Below are 14,884 nucleotides of genomic sequence, written 5' to 3' on the forward strand. Positions count from 1 at the left end.
ATGCTCGTCTGCGACGGGCTCAAGGGCCTGCCCGACGCCGTCGAGACCGTCTGGCCCCGCACCGTCGTGCAGACCTGTGTGGTGCACCTGCTGCGGAACTCCTTCCGCTATGCCGCCCGCCAGGACTGGGACAAGACCGCGAAGGTCCTCAAGCCCGTCTACACCGCGGCGACCGAGAACGCGGCCCTCGATCGGTTCGCGGAGTTCGCCGACGCTTGGGGCAAGAAGTATCCGGCGATCATCTGGCTCTGGGAGAACGCCTGGGAGGAGTTCACTCCGTTCCTACGCTTCGACACCGCGATCCGCCGCATCGTCTGCACGACCAACGCGATCGAATCCGTGAACGCGCGGATCCGGCGGGCGGTAAAAGCTCGCGGGCACTTCCCGAACGAGCAGGCCGCCTTGAAGTGCGTCTACATGGCGATCATGTCGCTGGACCCGACCGGCAAGGGCCAAGCCCGCTGGACCATGCGCTGGAGGACAGCCTTGAACGCCTTCGACATCGCCTTCGACGGCGACTCTCCGCAGCACGCCAGTAACTCCAACAACCCAAGTTACACCGTTTGTTTGACAGACCCGTCCTGCTCATCCTCGGCGTCTCCGACGCGGTCGTCGACGCCATCATGGGCTGGGAGCCCGGCAAGTCTGCCCGAATGCGCCGTCGCTACCAGCACCTGACCAGCCGCGTCCTCAAGGACACCGCGGCTAAGGTCGGCGGCCTCCTCTGGGGCACAGACCAGGCGGAGGGAAGCGGTGCGCCGAAGGCCAGCCACGGCCCCGTCCCGACCGAGTTGGTGGTCCACGTTGCCCGCCTCGGCGAGCGGCGCGTGCCCTGCCTCCACCGTGAGCACGCCGACGAGGTCGTCGCACTCTGGGGCGAGGACTGGCCCGATCGCACTGCCGAGGTTGAGGAATGGGACCGCTGGGGCTGGGAGCACCAAGGCCCGGACGGCGCGAGCGCAATCCGCGACCGTGTACCGGAGCGGGCCGTGGTCTTCCACGCCCGAGCCCTGTTCCTCCCAGGCGGGGAACGCACGGCGACCGGGGGCCCGGAGCAGTGGTCAATGCCGACCTGGGACTTCGAGACCGACCGCTACACCGACCGGGCCTCAGCCTGGCGCACCGCCCGCCGCCCCGGCACGGGCCAGGAGGTCGAGGCCCAGGTGCGGGGCACGGACAAGATGGCCGTCGAGGTGGCCTTCGTCGAGGCTTGTGCACAGGCTGTGGACCGTGCCCGAAGCCCAGGGAAGTACGGTGACACCGAAGAGTGGTAGTGCCCTGGAATGCCGCTTACCAGGGCGAACCACACCGGCGCGCCCCAGCGTGCCCCCCAGGTGGCGCTAGGGAGAGCAGCAGGCCCACACAACGCGACGATGCCCGACACCCCACGGCGGGGTGCCGGGCATCCGCGCGTTCGTCAGTCAACGAGGTAGTGGGCCTCGATGTAGGCGACCGTGGAGTCGTACGGCTCTCCTACTGGCTTCAGTGCGTAGCGGCGGAAGACCGCAGCGGTGGCGCGGCGGGCGCCTCGGTTTCGGGCATCGGCGTTGTCCCAAGCCTTCGCGAGGGTGTGCCTGACTACCTGGTCGATTTCCTCGGCCAGGTTCCTCTCGGTGATGGTGAGACCGGCAGGTGCATGGTCGTGGAGTATCCGAGTCAGGACACCGATGTGGTCGTCGTCCAGTACTACGACGGCTTCGTCCGGGTGCTTCTCGGCGTTGACGATTGCTCGAGCGACCCGGAGCGCTTCCGAGAGGAAGTCCAGTGCGTCCTGGGCATTCTGGATGATCCGGTCCCGCAGCTGCTTGATCCGCTCGGCGAGGGCGGTGTACTTCGCGGACCCCGGGTCGACGCCCTTGTCGAGGGCAGCCTTGATGTGGTCCAGGATTTCCGCTGCTGACGGCGGAGACGTGTCCTCGCCGCCATTCTTGTCGGTCTTGGGGCGGACAAGCGCCAGCAGCTCCTTGAGGACGGTGATGCCCTGAGCGTCCAGGACAAGAGTTTCCTCCTGGGAGGCGACCACGGAGAAGGAGTGGACGTGGGCGTTGATGATCTCCAGGACCATTGGCCCCAGCTCGGCCAGCCGTTCCTTCCTCTCCTCGTCGGAGGACTTCTTGAACAGGGTTGTGTACACGGACCCGAACAGTCCAAAGCCGTCGCCGTACTTGGCGACTCGCTTGTCAGTGTTGATGAACGGGTACAGGCGGGCCAAGAGCCGGTAGTCCTTGCTGAACACCTCGGCGGCATCGGGGTTGGCGTCCAGGAAGACGTTGATGGCTCGGACGGACTGGTATCCGTGGATCGTCAGGTCCACGCCGTCCACGTCCGCGAGGAGGTCTTCGATCCGAGCGAAGGCGAGTCGGAATTCGGCGACCAGTTCGGACAGGTCGGTGACGAACCCGCCTCCCTTACTGTCTTCAGCCGCGGTGGGGTCGACGACGGCCTTCTGGACCTCTTCGGCGAGGCCGATGTAGTCCACGATCACGCCGGAGTTCTTCACGAACCCGTTCGGTGACACCCAGGTGCGGTTCGGGCGAGTGATTGTCTGGAACAGGTTGTGGGCCTTCAGCGGCTTGTCCAGGTAGAGGACTCCCTCGTTGGGAGCGTCGAACCCGGTCATCAGTTTCGCGGTCACCACCAGGAAACACAGGGGGTCGTCCGGGCTGAGGAACCGGCGCTTTTGCTCCTCTTCCTCGGTCTCCGAGAGCTGATACGGCTTCATATCGACGTCTTCGGTCTTGGAGTCCGAGACGGAGATGTTCACCTCTGCAGTGATCCGCTGATGCTTCCCGACCTCTCCGAGCACCTGGGATGCCTCGAAACCGGCCAGCAGCTCGTTGATCTTGTCCGTATATGCCACAGCCAGCTCACGGTTGTAAGCGACGACCTGCGCCTTGAGGCCGTTGCGGTAGGCGCCAGCCAGGTAGTGGTCCACGATGTGCCTGCAGACTGTGTGGATACGTTCGGGGTTGGCGAACACCGAGGTAAGGCGTCCGAACTTACGGGACAGGGCCTCACGGTCGGGGTCGTCAAGGTCGAAGTCGTCAGCGAACTCGTCGAACTCGGCTTGCAATGCCTGGTCGTCCATGTCGAAGGAGACCGGGTGCGGATGCAGTATGACCGGGACTGTCGCCTCGTCCAGAAGAGAGCGGGATACCGAATACCGGTGCAGCACTCTGCCCGGGTCGCCCTCCTCTCCGAAAAGGTCGAACGTGTCGGTGGCGAGATTCCTGACGGGGGTGCCGGTCATGCCGAAGAACCTTGCGTTGGGCAATGCTGCGCGCATCTGCCCGGCCAGGGAGTCCTTGTCGGAGGACTGGGTGCGGTGTGCCTCGTCGACGAGCACGATGATGTTGCTTCGGACCGACAGGTTCTTGCCGGCCTCGGCGAACTTGTGGACGGTCGTGGAGATGACGCCACGCACTTCATCGGCCAGCAGGGTACGCAGTTTCTGGCTGTTCGAAGGCTTGTGGAAGTACGCATCCCCCATTGCCGAGGTGAAAACTCCTGAGGTCTGCCGGACGAGGTGATTCCGGTCCGAGAGCAGGATGATCGTGGGTGACTCGGTGCGGGTATCGGCCAGCAGCAGCGCGGCGGCGAACACCATCAGCAGGGTCTTCCCTGAGCCCTGGTGGTGCCAGACCAGACCCTTCGAGCCACCCTGCAGGACTCGCTCGTGGATCAGGTGCGCGGCTTCCATCTGCGGGTAGCGGGGTAGGTACTTCACGTCGGTCCCTCCCCCGGCGGTGTCGAAGAGGGCGAAGTTGGCGAGCATGTCCAGGACCGTGGCCGGGTTCATCAGCAACTCGACGGAGCGCTGCACGTCGGCGTGACCGGACAGATTCTCGTCATCGTCGGTGGACCGGAACGGCTGCCACAGGTTCGTGGGCGCGCCGGCGGCACCGAACCGCAGCTTCAGGCCGTCCGTGGCGACGGCGAAGACGTTGGACGTGAAGAACCACGGGTACTCGGTGGCGTACACGTTGTTGATCTCGCGGGCGGCGTCCGCCCACGCGGACTTCGCGGTCGGGGACTTCACCTCGACCACTACCAGGGGCAGGCCGTTGACCCAGTAGACGAGGTCGAACCGGCGGAAGGTCTTGCCTGGCACGCTGATGGTCACCTCATCCGAGACGACCATCGTGTTGGCATTCAGTGTCTCGAAGTCGACCAACTTCAGCGTGTGCCACGCGCCATCGTTGTCCCGGAACTCCTTCCGCCCTCGCAACAGACGCAGCACCTGCTCGTTGGCCCGGACCAGTCCACCTTCGACGGCGGTGACCGTGGACACGACTTCATCGACCACCACGTCCAGGTCAAACCCGTCGATCACTCCCGGGTTCAGTCTGATGATGGCGTCGCGCAGGTGGGAGACGACCACCGTCTGTATGGTCTCCCGCGGCAGGGCTCGCCCCGCGGAGTAATCCCAACCCATCGGCAAGGACCACTGGATCATCTGGTTCTGGAACTCGCGCTCCCGAATGCCCTTCGCCATGCCTCAGACCCCCCTAGTCGGACTAAACGTCGATGGTGATGCTCTGGTCCAACAGTCCCGAGAGCAGGCCAGAGCGCGCTTTCCGGAGGCGGGTGGCCTCAGCCCGCGCCGCATCGGTGTTCGCACGAACGGAAAGTACGGCGGAGGCCACTTCCCGCTGCCGGTCCAAGTCAGGAAGTGGGATCGGTGTCTCACGAATGCGATCCTGGCTGACGTTGACCATGGACGCGCTGGTGCCTGTGGCCGAACTCATGAGGTGGTTCCGGGCCGCCTTCAGCGCCATAGCCACCACGAGGAAGTCCGGGTCCAGTTTCGACGACGGCACGAGTCGAAGAGTCTTGTCAGCGAGGTAGAGGCCGTTCCGAACATCGGCAGGTACTCGCGTGACAGCCCCGACTCGCAAAGGTGTGTTCGCTCGCGTGATTAGCACGTCTCCGGGCTGAACAAGCGCGGACGCAGGCATGAATGTGCCAGGCAGAAGGCTCTTCGATTCCTCTGGGAGGAACCGGAAGGGAGTGACCGCACTGACCTTCAACACGCCAAACTCGTCAGCACCCGGGGGCCACTTGTTTGCCTGGGGACTCTTGCCGCCTCGAATGTCGTCGAGCGCAGTTCCGAGCGCCACGATTGGCTCGCCGGAGAGCATGTCGCTGGCAACGGCCATCGAGACTCGATCCAGCGCCTCGGCCTCTTCGTTGAGTGCGGAGATCTGGTCGTCGACCGCGCCGATGGCCTCGACGATCCGTTTCTGCACTGGCAGGGGCGGAATGTCCATGACGATGTTGAGAAAGTCGGCGGGCTTCACCCGCTCACGCCTGCCACCCATCCCCTTGGAGGCCCCCTGCAGGGCGTCCCACATGCGCTCCATCGTGGTGAGGATGCGAAAGAAGTCGGGGTCGGCGTCGGACGCGAAGGCGAAGGTGGGGAACTCCTGCGACGCGAAGGATTCAGGCAGGTCGTCGGGCGTCACGGTGATCGCGCCCTCGAAAGCCTTGAGGCGGCTGTAGACGAGCATGCTGGGGCCGATCCGGTTGAGCTTCTTGTAGGCGGTTGCGCTCCCTGCCACGGAATCGCGGTAGAGCAGCCCTCGCCCCCTGTTCAGCACGCCCACGGTTGGGTATTTCTGCTCCGGGTCCACGTCCACGGATTCCACATTCGGCGTGAGGAACCGCGCCAGAGGAGCCCGGACCCAGCCCTCCTGCACCGGGGCAGCTTGGCCATTACTCGTCGGGTCACTCATCGAAGCCCTCGATCCCGGCGTCGGCGAGCACTGCGAGCATGCGAGCCTCAGTCTTCTCTCGTTCGGCGCGGGCGAGGTTGTAGGCGTCGATGAGGGTGCCGAGGTCTTCGCTCTCAGCTGCGGCCTGTTTGACGTACCTACCGATGTTCAGGTCGTAGCCGCTCGCCACGATCTCCGTCTTGGGCACGAAGCGTGCTGTCAGGCCGCCAAAACCGTCGGGGTCCACCAGGTGGCCGTCGGCGTCGAACTTGGAGTGGTAGGCAGTCACCATGTCGGCGATGTCGGGCGCGGTGAGGACATTGCGGTTCTTGGCCTTGGTGAACCTCTTGGAGGCGTCGATGAACAGCACCCCGCCCTGACGCTCCGGGGCCTTGGTCTCCCGCGCCCGGAACACCAGAATCGCCGTGGGGATGGCAGTCGAGTAGAAGAGGTTCGACGGCAACCCGATCACGGCTTCCAGGAGGTCATCGTCCAGGATCCGTTGCCGGATGGCTGCTTCCTGGCCGCCACGGAAGAGAACGCCGTGGGGCAGGACGACGCCGGCGCGTCCCTTCTTCGGGTCCATGCTGGCGATCATGTGTTGCACGAACGCCCAGTCCGCCGACGGCTGCGGCGCGACACCGCCGATGGCGCGCGGGTCGTTGGTCCACGGCTTCCACTTCAGGCTGTACGGAGGGTTGGCGAGGATCACGTCGAACTGCGCGACCGAGCCGTCTGGCTTCTTGAACCGGGGATCCTTCAGCGTGTCGCCAACCTCGACCTGGAATTGGGTCAGGTTGTGCATGAAGAGGTTCATGCGGGCCACACCTGCGGTGTCCGGGACGGCCTCTTGCCCGTACAGCTTGAGCGTGTAGCCACGCTTGCTGTGCGCCTTGAGAAGGTTCGCGGAGGCGATGAGCATGCCTCCCGACCCGCAGGTCGGGTCGTACACCGACTCGTAGCCCTTGGGGTCGAGGATCTCAACGATCAGCTCGACGACCTCGCGCGGGGTGAAGAACTGGCCGGCGCGGGTCCCCGAACCGTCGGAGAACCGCTTGAGGAGGTACTCGTATGCCCCGCCGAGCACGTCGTGGGACATGTTGCCCTCGTGCATCTTCGGAGTGCGGTCCATTGCCTGCATGACCGCCGCCAACACCTCCCCTGACAAAACCTCTTCGGCTGCCCAGGTCATAGACCCGAACAAGCGAGAGAACTTGGCGGGGTTAGCAGTTTCGATGGCCTGCAGAGCGGTGCGGACCCGCTGGCCGAGGCCGGGATGGGCGATGGTGGTGAGGATCGACGACCAAGAGGCGCGGCGCTGCTGAACGGTTCCGGGGTAGATGAAGGGGATCTCGAACGACTGGTAGTCGCGGTACTCGATCTCGTGGGCTTCCTCGGCAGAGAGGTTGTCCAGGCCCTCGTTCTCGGCAAGGAACTCCTGGTGGTGGTACTCCCAGGTGTCGGACAGGTACTTCCAGAACATCAGCGGGAAGACGACCGAGGAGTACTGCGCTTCGGGCATCGCCACGCGCAGCTCGTCGGCGGCGTCCCACAAGCGGTTCTCGATCTCCTGCTGGGTCACTGCCATCAGTCGGGGGTGTCCTTGCTCGTCTCAGGGCGGCGACCGAGGGCCGTGGTGGTCCTGCTGGTCACCCTATTTCGGGCGCATCCGGCATGTACACGACGGGTGTGTCCTGCTGGGGGAGTAACGATATCCCTCCCCGGGGCTGCGAAAAGTGGCAAACGACCCGAACAAGCAACGCGACCAGGCGCCCGCTTGTTGATCAAGCATGCCCCGCCCCGCGCATGCGGAGGAGGCACCGACTGTCGCTGTCGTGGTGGCTGCGGCGAGGCTATGAAAGAGGCCCGGGCCCGTCGTCCAGGGACGTGATCCTCGAGGGAGGTAGACGGAAGTCTGTCCGTGGAAGTTCAAGGCCGTCTGTCCCGCGCAACTGAGACCAAAAACTGAGACCACGCACGTCGAAGGGCCCCACCGCGAGCGGTGGGACCCTTCGACGTATTGCCCGGTGAGAGCAATGGCGGAGGATACGAGATTCGAACTCGTGAGGGGTTGCCCCCAACACGCTTTCCAAGCGTGCGCCCTAGGCCACTAGGCGAATCCTCCGCGGCAAACAATACAAGACGTTGGAGGGTGCTCGCGAACCTGGTCTCCGGAGATCGTCCGGGAGGGGGTCCTGGCCGCCCCGGGGAGGGGGTGGTCGGGCGGGCGGGTGGACCGGGAGGGGTGGGAATCCGCTAAGGTGGGCGTCAGCCCCTCACGTGGCGCTATCTGACTGAACTCCCCCAGGGCCGGAAGGCAGCAAGGGTAGGTCGGCTCTGGCGGGTGCGTGGGGGGCCCTTTGCGTTCCGGGGCCGGCCGCCCGGCCGGGGCGCGGGCCTGTCGGAGGGCCCGGGGGGTGCGGGCCTGGGCGGGGTGGGGCCGGTTGTCGGTCGTCCCCGATAACCTCGTAGGTGTGTCGTCCCTTGCGCTGTACCGCCGCTATCGCCCCGAGTCGTTCGCCGAGGTCATCGGTCAGGAGCATGTCACTGACCCGCTCCAGCAGGCCCTGCGGAACAACCGGGTCAATCACGCGTACCTGTTCAGCGGGCCGCGCGGCTGCGGGAAGACGACCAGTGCGCGCATTCTCGCCCGCTGTCTGAACTGCGAGCAGGGGCCCACCCCCACCCCGTGCGGGGAGTGCCAGTCCTGCCGGGACCTCGCGCGCAACGGGCCCGGTTCCATCGATGTGATCGAGATCGACGCCGCGTCGCACGGTGGCGTGGACGACGCCCGTGATCTGCGCGAGAAGGCGTTCTTCGGTCCCGCCTCCAGTCGTTACAAGATCTACATCATCGACGAGGCGCACATGGTCACCCCGGCGGGCTTCAACGCCCTGCTGAAGGTGGTCGAGGAGCCGCCGGAGCACCTCAAGTTCATCTTCGCGACCACCGAGCCCGAGAAGGTCATCGGGACCATCCGGTCGCGTACGCACCACTATCCGTTCCGGCTGGTCCCCCCGGGCACCCTGCGCAGCTATCTCGCCGATGTCTGCGGTCGGGAGAACAGCCCGGTCGAGGACGGCGTGCTGCCGCTCGTCGTGCGGGCCGGGGCCGGGTCCGTGCGTGACTCGATGTCCGTCATGGACCAGTTGCTGGCCGGCGCGGGCGATGACGGTGTGACCTACGCCATGGCGACCTCCCTCCTCGGGTACACGGACGGTTCGCTGCTCGACTCCATCGTCGACGCCTTCGCCGCGGGCGACGGGGCCGCCGCCTTCGAGGTCGTCGACCGGGTGATCGAGGGCGGCAACGACCCCCGCCGTTTCGTGGCGGACCTGCTGGAACGGCTCCGGGACCTGGTGATCCTGGCCGCCGTGCCGGACGCCGGGGACAAGGGCCTCATCGACGCCCCCGCCGATGTGGTCGAGCGGATGCAGGCCCAGGCGTCCGTCTTCGGCGCCGCCGAGCTGAGCCGCGCCGCCGACCTGGTCAACGAGGGGCTCACCGAGATGCGCGGGGCCACCTCGCCGCGGCTCCAGGTGGAGCTGATCTGTGCCCGGGTCCTGCTGCCCGCGGCCTTCGACGACGAGCGGTCGTTGCAGGCCCGGCTCGACCGGCTGGAGCGCGGTGCGTCCGCCGCCGCTGCCGCCTCGTTCGCGGCCCCGGCCTCCGGCGCTCCGATGGGGTACGTGCCGGGCCCGGAGGCTCAGGCCCATGCCCCCGCGGCTCCTGCCGGCCCGGACGCCGCCCGCGCCGCCGCACGGGGCGAAGCGCCCGCCGCGTACGCCCCGTCCCCGCCCGCCGGGCCCCCAGCGGCCCGGGAGACCGCGCCCCCCGCTCCCGCGCCTGCCGCCCCCGCTGTCCCCCAGGCCCCGGCAGAGGCTCCCGCGCAGCGGCCCGGGTCCTGGCCCACCGCCGCGGGCGGGGACCAAGCCCGTCGCCCCGGCGGCTGGCCCACCGCGTCCGCCCCCGGCAGCGGTCCCGCCGCACCCCGGCCACCGGCGGCCGCACCCGTCGCCCCGGTTCCGGCGGCCCCCGCCGCGCCGGCCGCCCCGGCGGCCCCGGCGGCCCCCGAGGGGGGGCAGAGCATGGCCCAGGGCGCCGCACAGGTGCGGAGCATGTGGCCCGACATCCTGGAGGCCGTCAAGAACCGCCGGCGCTTCACCTGGATTCTCCTCAGCCAGAACGCCCAGGTCACAGGGTTCGACGGGACCACCCTCCAGATCGGCTTCCTCAACGCGGGCGCCCGCGACAACTTCGCCGGCAGCGGCAGCGAGGAGGTCCTGAAGCAGGCCCTCGCCGAGCGCTTCAACGCCCAGTGGCGGATCGAGGCGATCGTCGACGCCTCCGGCGGCGGAGGCGCGTCCCCGCCGTCCGGTGGCGGAGGAATGCCCCCGCAGTCCGGCGGTGGGCGCCCCGCCCCGCAGTACCAGCCCGCTCCGGCGGCCCCGGTCGCATATGAGCCCCGCCCGGCACACTCCGCCCCGCAGCAGCCCGGGCCCCCGTCGCCGCAGCAGCACGGGTCGCCGTCCCAGCAGACGCCTTCCTCCTCCGCGCCGCCCCAGGGCCGGCAGGCCGCGTCGTCCGCACCGGAGCCCTCCCGCGGCGCGTACCGGACTGACAGCGCGTACGGGGGGGACAGCTCGTACGGGGCCGAGCCGGCCCGGTCCGTCGCGCCCGAGGACGACACCGCGGAGGCCGACGATCCGGACCTCGTCGACTCCGCCCTCTCCGGTCATGAGCTGATCGTCCGCGAACTGGGCGCCACGGTGGTCGAGGAGTTCACCAACGAGCAGTGAGGCGGGGGCCAACGGCCGGGGCCGACCGCGGGGCGGTCGAGCGGTGAGGCGCCGGGGGGCCGGGCGGTGAGGGGCGCGGCGGCGGTGGGGGCGTCCACGGACCGGCGGCCGTCGGGGCTCCGCGCGCCCGGCGGTTAGGCTGCATCCCGTGAAGGTCCTCGTCATCGGCGGCGGCGCCCGCGAACACGCCCTGTGCCGCTCTCTGTCCCTCGACCCCGATGTCACCGCTCTGTACTGCGCCCCCGGCAACGCCGGGATCGCAGAGGTGGCCGAACTGCACCCGGTCGACGCGCTCGACGGTGACGCCGTCGCGCGCCTCGCGACCGAGCTGGGCGCCGGGCTGGTGGTCGTCGGCCCCGAGGCGCCGCTGGTCGCCGGGGTCGCCGATGCCGTGCGCGCGGCCGGCATCCCCTGCTTCGGCCCCTCCGGCGAAGCGGCCCGGCTGGAAGGCTCCAAGGCGTTCGCCAAGGACGTCATGGCGGGCGCCGGCGTGCCCACCGCCCGCAGTTACGTCTGCACCACCCCCGAAGAGATCGACAAGGCGCTCGACGCTTTCGGCGCGCCGTACGTCGTCAAGGACGACGGCCTCGCCGCGGGCAAGGGCGTCGTCGTCACCGACGACGTCGCGGCGGCCCGCGCCCACGCGCTCTCCTGCGACCGCGTGGTCATCGAGGAGTTCCTCGACGGCCCCGAGGTCAGCCTCTTCGCGATCACCGACGGCACCACCGTGCTGCCGCTCCAGCCCGCCCAGGACTTCAAGCGCGCCCTGGACGGCGACGAGGGCCCGAACACCGGCGGCATGGGCGCCTACTCGCCGCTCCCGTGGGCCGACCCCGAACTGGTCGACGATGTCCTGGAGACGGTGCTCCAGCCGACCGTCGACGAACTGCGCCGCCGCGGTACGCCCTTCTCAGGGCTGCTCTACGCGGGCCTCGCGATCACCTCGCGCGGGGTGCGGGTCATCGAGTTCAACGCCCGCTTCGGCGATCCCGAGACCCAGGTGGTCCTCGCCCGGCTGAAAACCCCGCTGGCCGGTGTCCTGCTGGCCTCCGCCAACGGCACTCTGGACGTGTTCCCGGCACTGAAATGGCGCGACGACGCCGCGGTCACCGTGGTCATCGCCTCGCACAACTACCCGGACACCCCGCGCACCGGCGACCCGATCGACGGGCTCGCCGACGTCGCGGCGCAGGACGCCCCGGACGCGTACGTGCTGCACGCCGGGACCCGGGCCGAGGGCGACGCGGTCGTCAGCGCGGGCGGCCGGGTGCTCTCGGTGACCGCGATCGGCAAGGATCTCGCAGCGGCCCGCGAGCGCGCCTACACCGCGCTCGGCCGGATCAGCCTCGACGGCTCCCAGCACCGTACGGACATCGCGCTGAAGGCGTCCGAGGGCTGACCCGTCCGTCGGCGCTGGCCCGCCCGCCGACCAGTGCGGCACCCGCCCACCGGCGCTGGCCCGCCCGCCGACCAGTGCGGCACCCGCCCACCGGCCCCGGCCCGCCCACCGGCGCGGTACCCGCCGACCAGTGCGGCACCCGCCCACCGGCCCCGGCCCGGCCCGTGAGCCCCGCGCACCGCAGGCCTCGGCCCACCCCACCAGGCCACGGTTCCGGCGGCCCCGTCGGAGGGCGTCGCGGCCCCTTTGCCGCCCGTACGCCATCGGCGTACGGGCGGCGGGCGAGAGGGGCGGCCCTCACGGGCCCGCCCCGTGAACCCTGGCGGGCGCACGACGACAGCCACGGGTTCGACGACCGTTACGCCACCTCGCCACCTCGCCACCTCGCCACCTCGCCGCGTTGTCGGGACGCCCGGGTACATGCAGCATGCGGCCATCCCCCGCCGTGCGACGCGCCTCCTCCGACGCCGCGCACTGGTCCCCCAGGGATCACGGCTCGGTCCTGAGGCGCGAACACGACAGCTCCATTGTCAGCAGCTTTACCCAAAGCCATTCGATCGGGTGACGACTCGGCCATCCGGATGACGGCCGCCGGAGCCCCAACTAGGGTGCGGCGCAAGCGTTCCGGCACTTGGCCCACCGGCATTGCGATGTCAGTTGCGGGTGCCACAGTGGGGGAGTGAGCAACGCCGTCGTAGGGCAGAGGGGGTGACGTCCGGCCATGTCCGGTAGCGATGTGGGTGAAGAACTCGGTGTGCGGGCCGCACAGGCCCGAGCGCTCTCCCTGTTGCGCATCCGCAGCAGGGCGCTGGCCGTGGCGATCCTGCCCGCGGCCCTCGCCGTCGTGCTGTTCGCCGCGGGCGCTCAGGGGCGCCTGGGCGGTCCGGCCTGGGACACCGTGCGCTGGTCCGTTCTCGGCGTCGCCGCCGGTGTGCTGCTGGTGACCGTCCTGGTCGCGGTCTCCGTGGCCCGCGCGCGGCCCGCCGTCAGTCCGACGGTCCCCGTGCCCGAGCGGGGAGCCCCCGACCTCTACCGGCTGGTCCGGGACCTGGCCGCCCGGCTGGACGTGCCCCCGCCCTCGGCCATAGCGCTGACTCCGGACTGCGACAGCTGGCTGGAGGACCGCACCCACCGGGCGTACCGGCGGCTCCGCCAGGGGCAGCCGGGCCCCGCGTCCCGGCAGGACGCCCCCGTGCTGGTCATCGGATCGCCGTTCCTGTGGTGGATGCGGGTCGCCGAGCTCCGCGCGGTGCTCGCCCCCGTCGTGGCCGGCACCGGCCCCTCCGCTCACCCCGACATAGCCGCCGCCCGCCGCTTCGTCCGCGGCCTGGACGCCGCGGTCGCCGATGCCGCGCTCCCCGGGCGGGGCGGGCTGCGCGGGGCACCGCTCACGTTCGTCGGCTGGATCGCCCGGTTCCTGCTGCGCGCCTGCCGGGACCACGCCGGCGAGATGGAGCGCTGTGCGGCCGCCGCCGCGTCGATGCGCGCCCAGACGGTCGACCACGGGCTCCGGATCTCCGCCCAGGAGCAGGTCGGCCTGGCCTACGCGGGATGGGACCGGCTGCTGACCCGGGTGGCGCTGCCCGCCTGGCGGATGGGCCGCTGGCCCTCCCGGCTGGACGTCGGCGTCGTCTCCGCGCTCACCGAGCTCTCCCGCCGGGACCGGCTGGCCGACGGATTCGCCCCCCGCCTGGGCGAGCGCCCGGCGTGCGACCTGCTCGACGAGCCCGGCGCGGCCGACGAGGCGGCGTCCCTCCTGGCCGCCCGGCTCTTCCACGGCGGCCCCGCGGAGAGCGGCCCGGACTGGGCTCCGGTGGACTGGCAGCAGTATCCGGACGAGGTCGTCGACCGGAAGTGGCGCACAGAGGCGGCCCGGCTGCACCGGGTCCTCGACACCATGGGCGTTTCTCCTGCGTCCGCCGCCGACCCGGCCGTCCCCACCCTGGCCCGGGTCGTGGAGCATCTGTCCCGACCGGGAGGCTCCGGTGACGAGCTGGCCGCGGGCATCGGCGCCGCCGTGGCCCGTGAGGAGGCCGGCCGCCCGGCGTACGGCGGCCCGTCCCACGGCGCCCCGGCGCCGACCGTGCCCGGCGGTGGCGGCGCCGCCGACGATCCCCTCGACCTCTGGGGTCCCGGCCCGCTGCCCCTCTTCCCGCTCCAGCCCCCGCGTACGGGCACGGAGCTGCTCGCCGACCACGTCGCGGCGATGGTCTGCTGCGCGGCCGTGGACACGGCGGGCGCGGCCCCCGGTCTGGACTGGCTGGACGGTCCCGCGCTGCTCGTCGGCGGCGAGCGCCGGGCGGACCTGGCGGCGCCCGTCCTCAGCCTCGTCGAGGACGGCGACCCGGACCCGCTGCGATCCTGGCTCGCCGAGGTCGGCGTGCGCTCCGACAAGCCGGTCCGGCTGGTGTAGCCGGGCCCCGGCCCGACTGGTGGAGCCGGGCCCCGCACGCGGCGTACACGCCATCAGGCCCCACACGCCATCAGGCCCCACACGCGTCGTCCACGTCACCGGGCCCAGGGCGCCCCGCTCGCGTCGCGGGCCCCGGGCCCCGCGCCCGCCCCCGTGTCCCGCCCCTCCCGTACGCGCCCCGCCCCCGTGTCCCGCCCCTCCCGTACGCGCCCCGCCCCCGCGCGCCGCCCCTCCCGTACGCGCCCCGCCCCCGCGCGCCGCCCCAACGCAACCCCGTGACCGCCCCCGCGCGCTGCCCCGAGCGCACCCCCGCACCCGCGCCTGCCTCCGTACGCCCGCGCCCACCGCCCGTACGTCCGCGCCCCGCTCCCGCCCCTTGGCGAACACAGGCCCCGGGCCCGCCGGAGCGTGGAGAGGGAAACGTACCGACGTCCGACCGGCGTTGGCGTGCGGGTGCCACCGGAGGGGCGGTGGTCCAAAGGGGCGGCGTCCGTTCCCGTCAATTCACGACGAACGGTGACGGACCGCATGCGTTATGTGATGTGCTGGGGATCGGCGC

The 14,884-nt window shown here is 70.0% G+C and carries 7 protein-coding genes, 1 tRNA gene, 1 other RNA gene and 1 pseudogene; 6 read left to right on the forward strand and 4 right to left on the reverse strand.

What is annotated here, in order from left to right:
* Both V9U70_RS26820 and V9U70_RS26825 read left to right on the forward strand, forming a co-directional pair.
* Positions 1–525 (forward strand): annotated as a pseudogene (locus tag V9U70_RS26820) (IS256 family transposase); the annotation flags it as partial.
* Positions 526–563: 38 nt separating this feature from the next.
* Positions 564–1,274 (forward strand): hypothetical protein, encoded by a 711-nt coding sequence (locus V9U70_RS26825; protein ID WP_419724040.1) that lies wholly within the window; start codon positions 564–566, stop codon positions 1,272–1,274.
* A gap of 143 nt (positions 1,275–1,417) precedes the next feature.
* Here V9U70_RS26825 and V9U70_RS26830 read toward each other — a convergent pair whose 3' ends face one another.
* The 4 genes from V9U70_RS26830 to V9U70_RS26845 all read right to left on the reverse strand — a co-directional run bounded on the left by V9U70_RS26830 (position 1,418) and on the right by V9U70_RS26845 (position 7,839).
* On the reverse strand, positions 1,418–4,495 hold the full coding sequence (locus tag V9U70_RS26830; RefSeq protein ID WP_336679364.1) for a type I restriction endonuclease subunit R: 3,078 nt from the start codon (positions 4,493–4,495) through the stop codon (positions 1,418–1,420).
* Between the two features lie 22 nt (positions 4,496–4,517).
* Complete coding sequence (locus V9U70_RS26835) at positions 4,518–5,639, reverse strand: restriction endonuclease subunit S (protein ID WP_336679366.1); 1,122 nt, start codon at positions 5,637–5,639, stop codon at positions 4,518–4,520.
* Between the two features lie 88 nt (positions 5,640–5,727).
* Positions 5,728–7,302, reverse strand: a complete 1,575-nt coding sequence (locus V9U70_RS26840) for a type I restriction-modification system subunit M (RefSeq protein ID WP_336679368.1) — start codon at positions 7,300–7,302, stop codon at positions 5,728–5,730.
* A 449-nt stretch (positions 7,303–7,751) separates the two neighbouring features.
* Positions 7,752–7,839 (reverse strand) — tRNA-Ser (locus tag V9U70_RS26845).
* Between the two features lie 142 nt (positions 7,840–7,981).
* On the opposite strand from V9U70_RS26845, the gene ffs reads away from it, so the two are divergent.
* The 4 genes from ffs to V9U70_RS26865 all read left to right on the forward strand — a co-directional run bounded on the left by ffs (position 7,982) and on the right by V9U70_RS26865 (position 14,325).
* Positions 7,982–8,078, forward strand: an RNA gene (ffs, locus tag V9U70_RS26850) — signal recognition particle sRNA small type.
* 110 nt (positions 8,079–8,188) lie between these two features.
* A complete protein-coding gene (locus tag V9U70_RS26855) occupies positions 8,189–10,513 on the forward strand; it encodes a DNA polymerase III subunit gamma and tau (RefSeq protein WP_336679370.1) in 2,325 nt (774 codons plus the stop codon).
* A gap of 148 nt (positions 10,514–10,661) precedes the next feature.
* Positions 10,662–11,912 carry a phosphoribosylamine--glycine ligase gene (gene purD / locus V9U70_RS26860; RefSeq protein ID WP_336679372.1) on the forward strand — a complete coding sequence of 417 codons (1,251 nt, stop codon included), beginning with the start codon at positions 10,662–10,664 and terminating at the stop codon, positions 11,910–11,912.
* A 721-nt stretch (positions 11,913–12,633) separates the two neighbouring features.
* Positions 12,634–14,325, forward strand: coding sequence for a M48 family metalloprotease (locus V9U70_RS26865; protein WP_336679374.1), 1,692 nt, complete (start codon positions 12,634–12,636; stop codon positions 14,323–14,325).
* Positions 14,326–14,884: the final 559 nt, after the last annotated feature.

This window comes from Streptomyces pratensis (genome assembly GCF_037137275.1).
Lineage (GTDB): Bacteria > Actinomycetota > Actinomycetes > Streptomycetales > Streptomycetaceae > Streptomyces > Streptomyces pratensis_B.

Bases quoted from the DNA above. Each gene is read 5' to 3' on its own strand.
- V9U70_RS26840 (WP_336679368.1), bottom strand. From the start codon at position 7,302: ATGGCAGTGACCCAGCAGGAGATCGAGAACCGCTTGTGGGACGCCGCC.
- V9U70_RS26830 (WP_336679364.1), bottom strand. From the start codon at position 4,495: ATGGCGAAGGGCATTCGGGAGCGCGAGTTCCAGAACCAGATGATCCAG.
- V9U70_RS26865 (WP_336679374.1), top strand. From the start codon at position 12,634: ATGTCCGGTAGCGATGTGGGTGAAGAACTCGGTGTGCGGGCCGCACAG.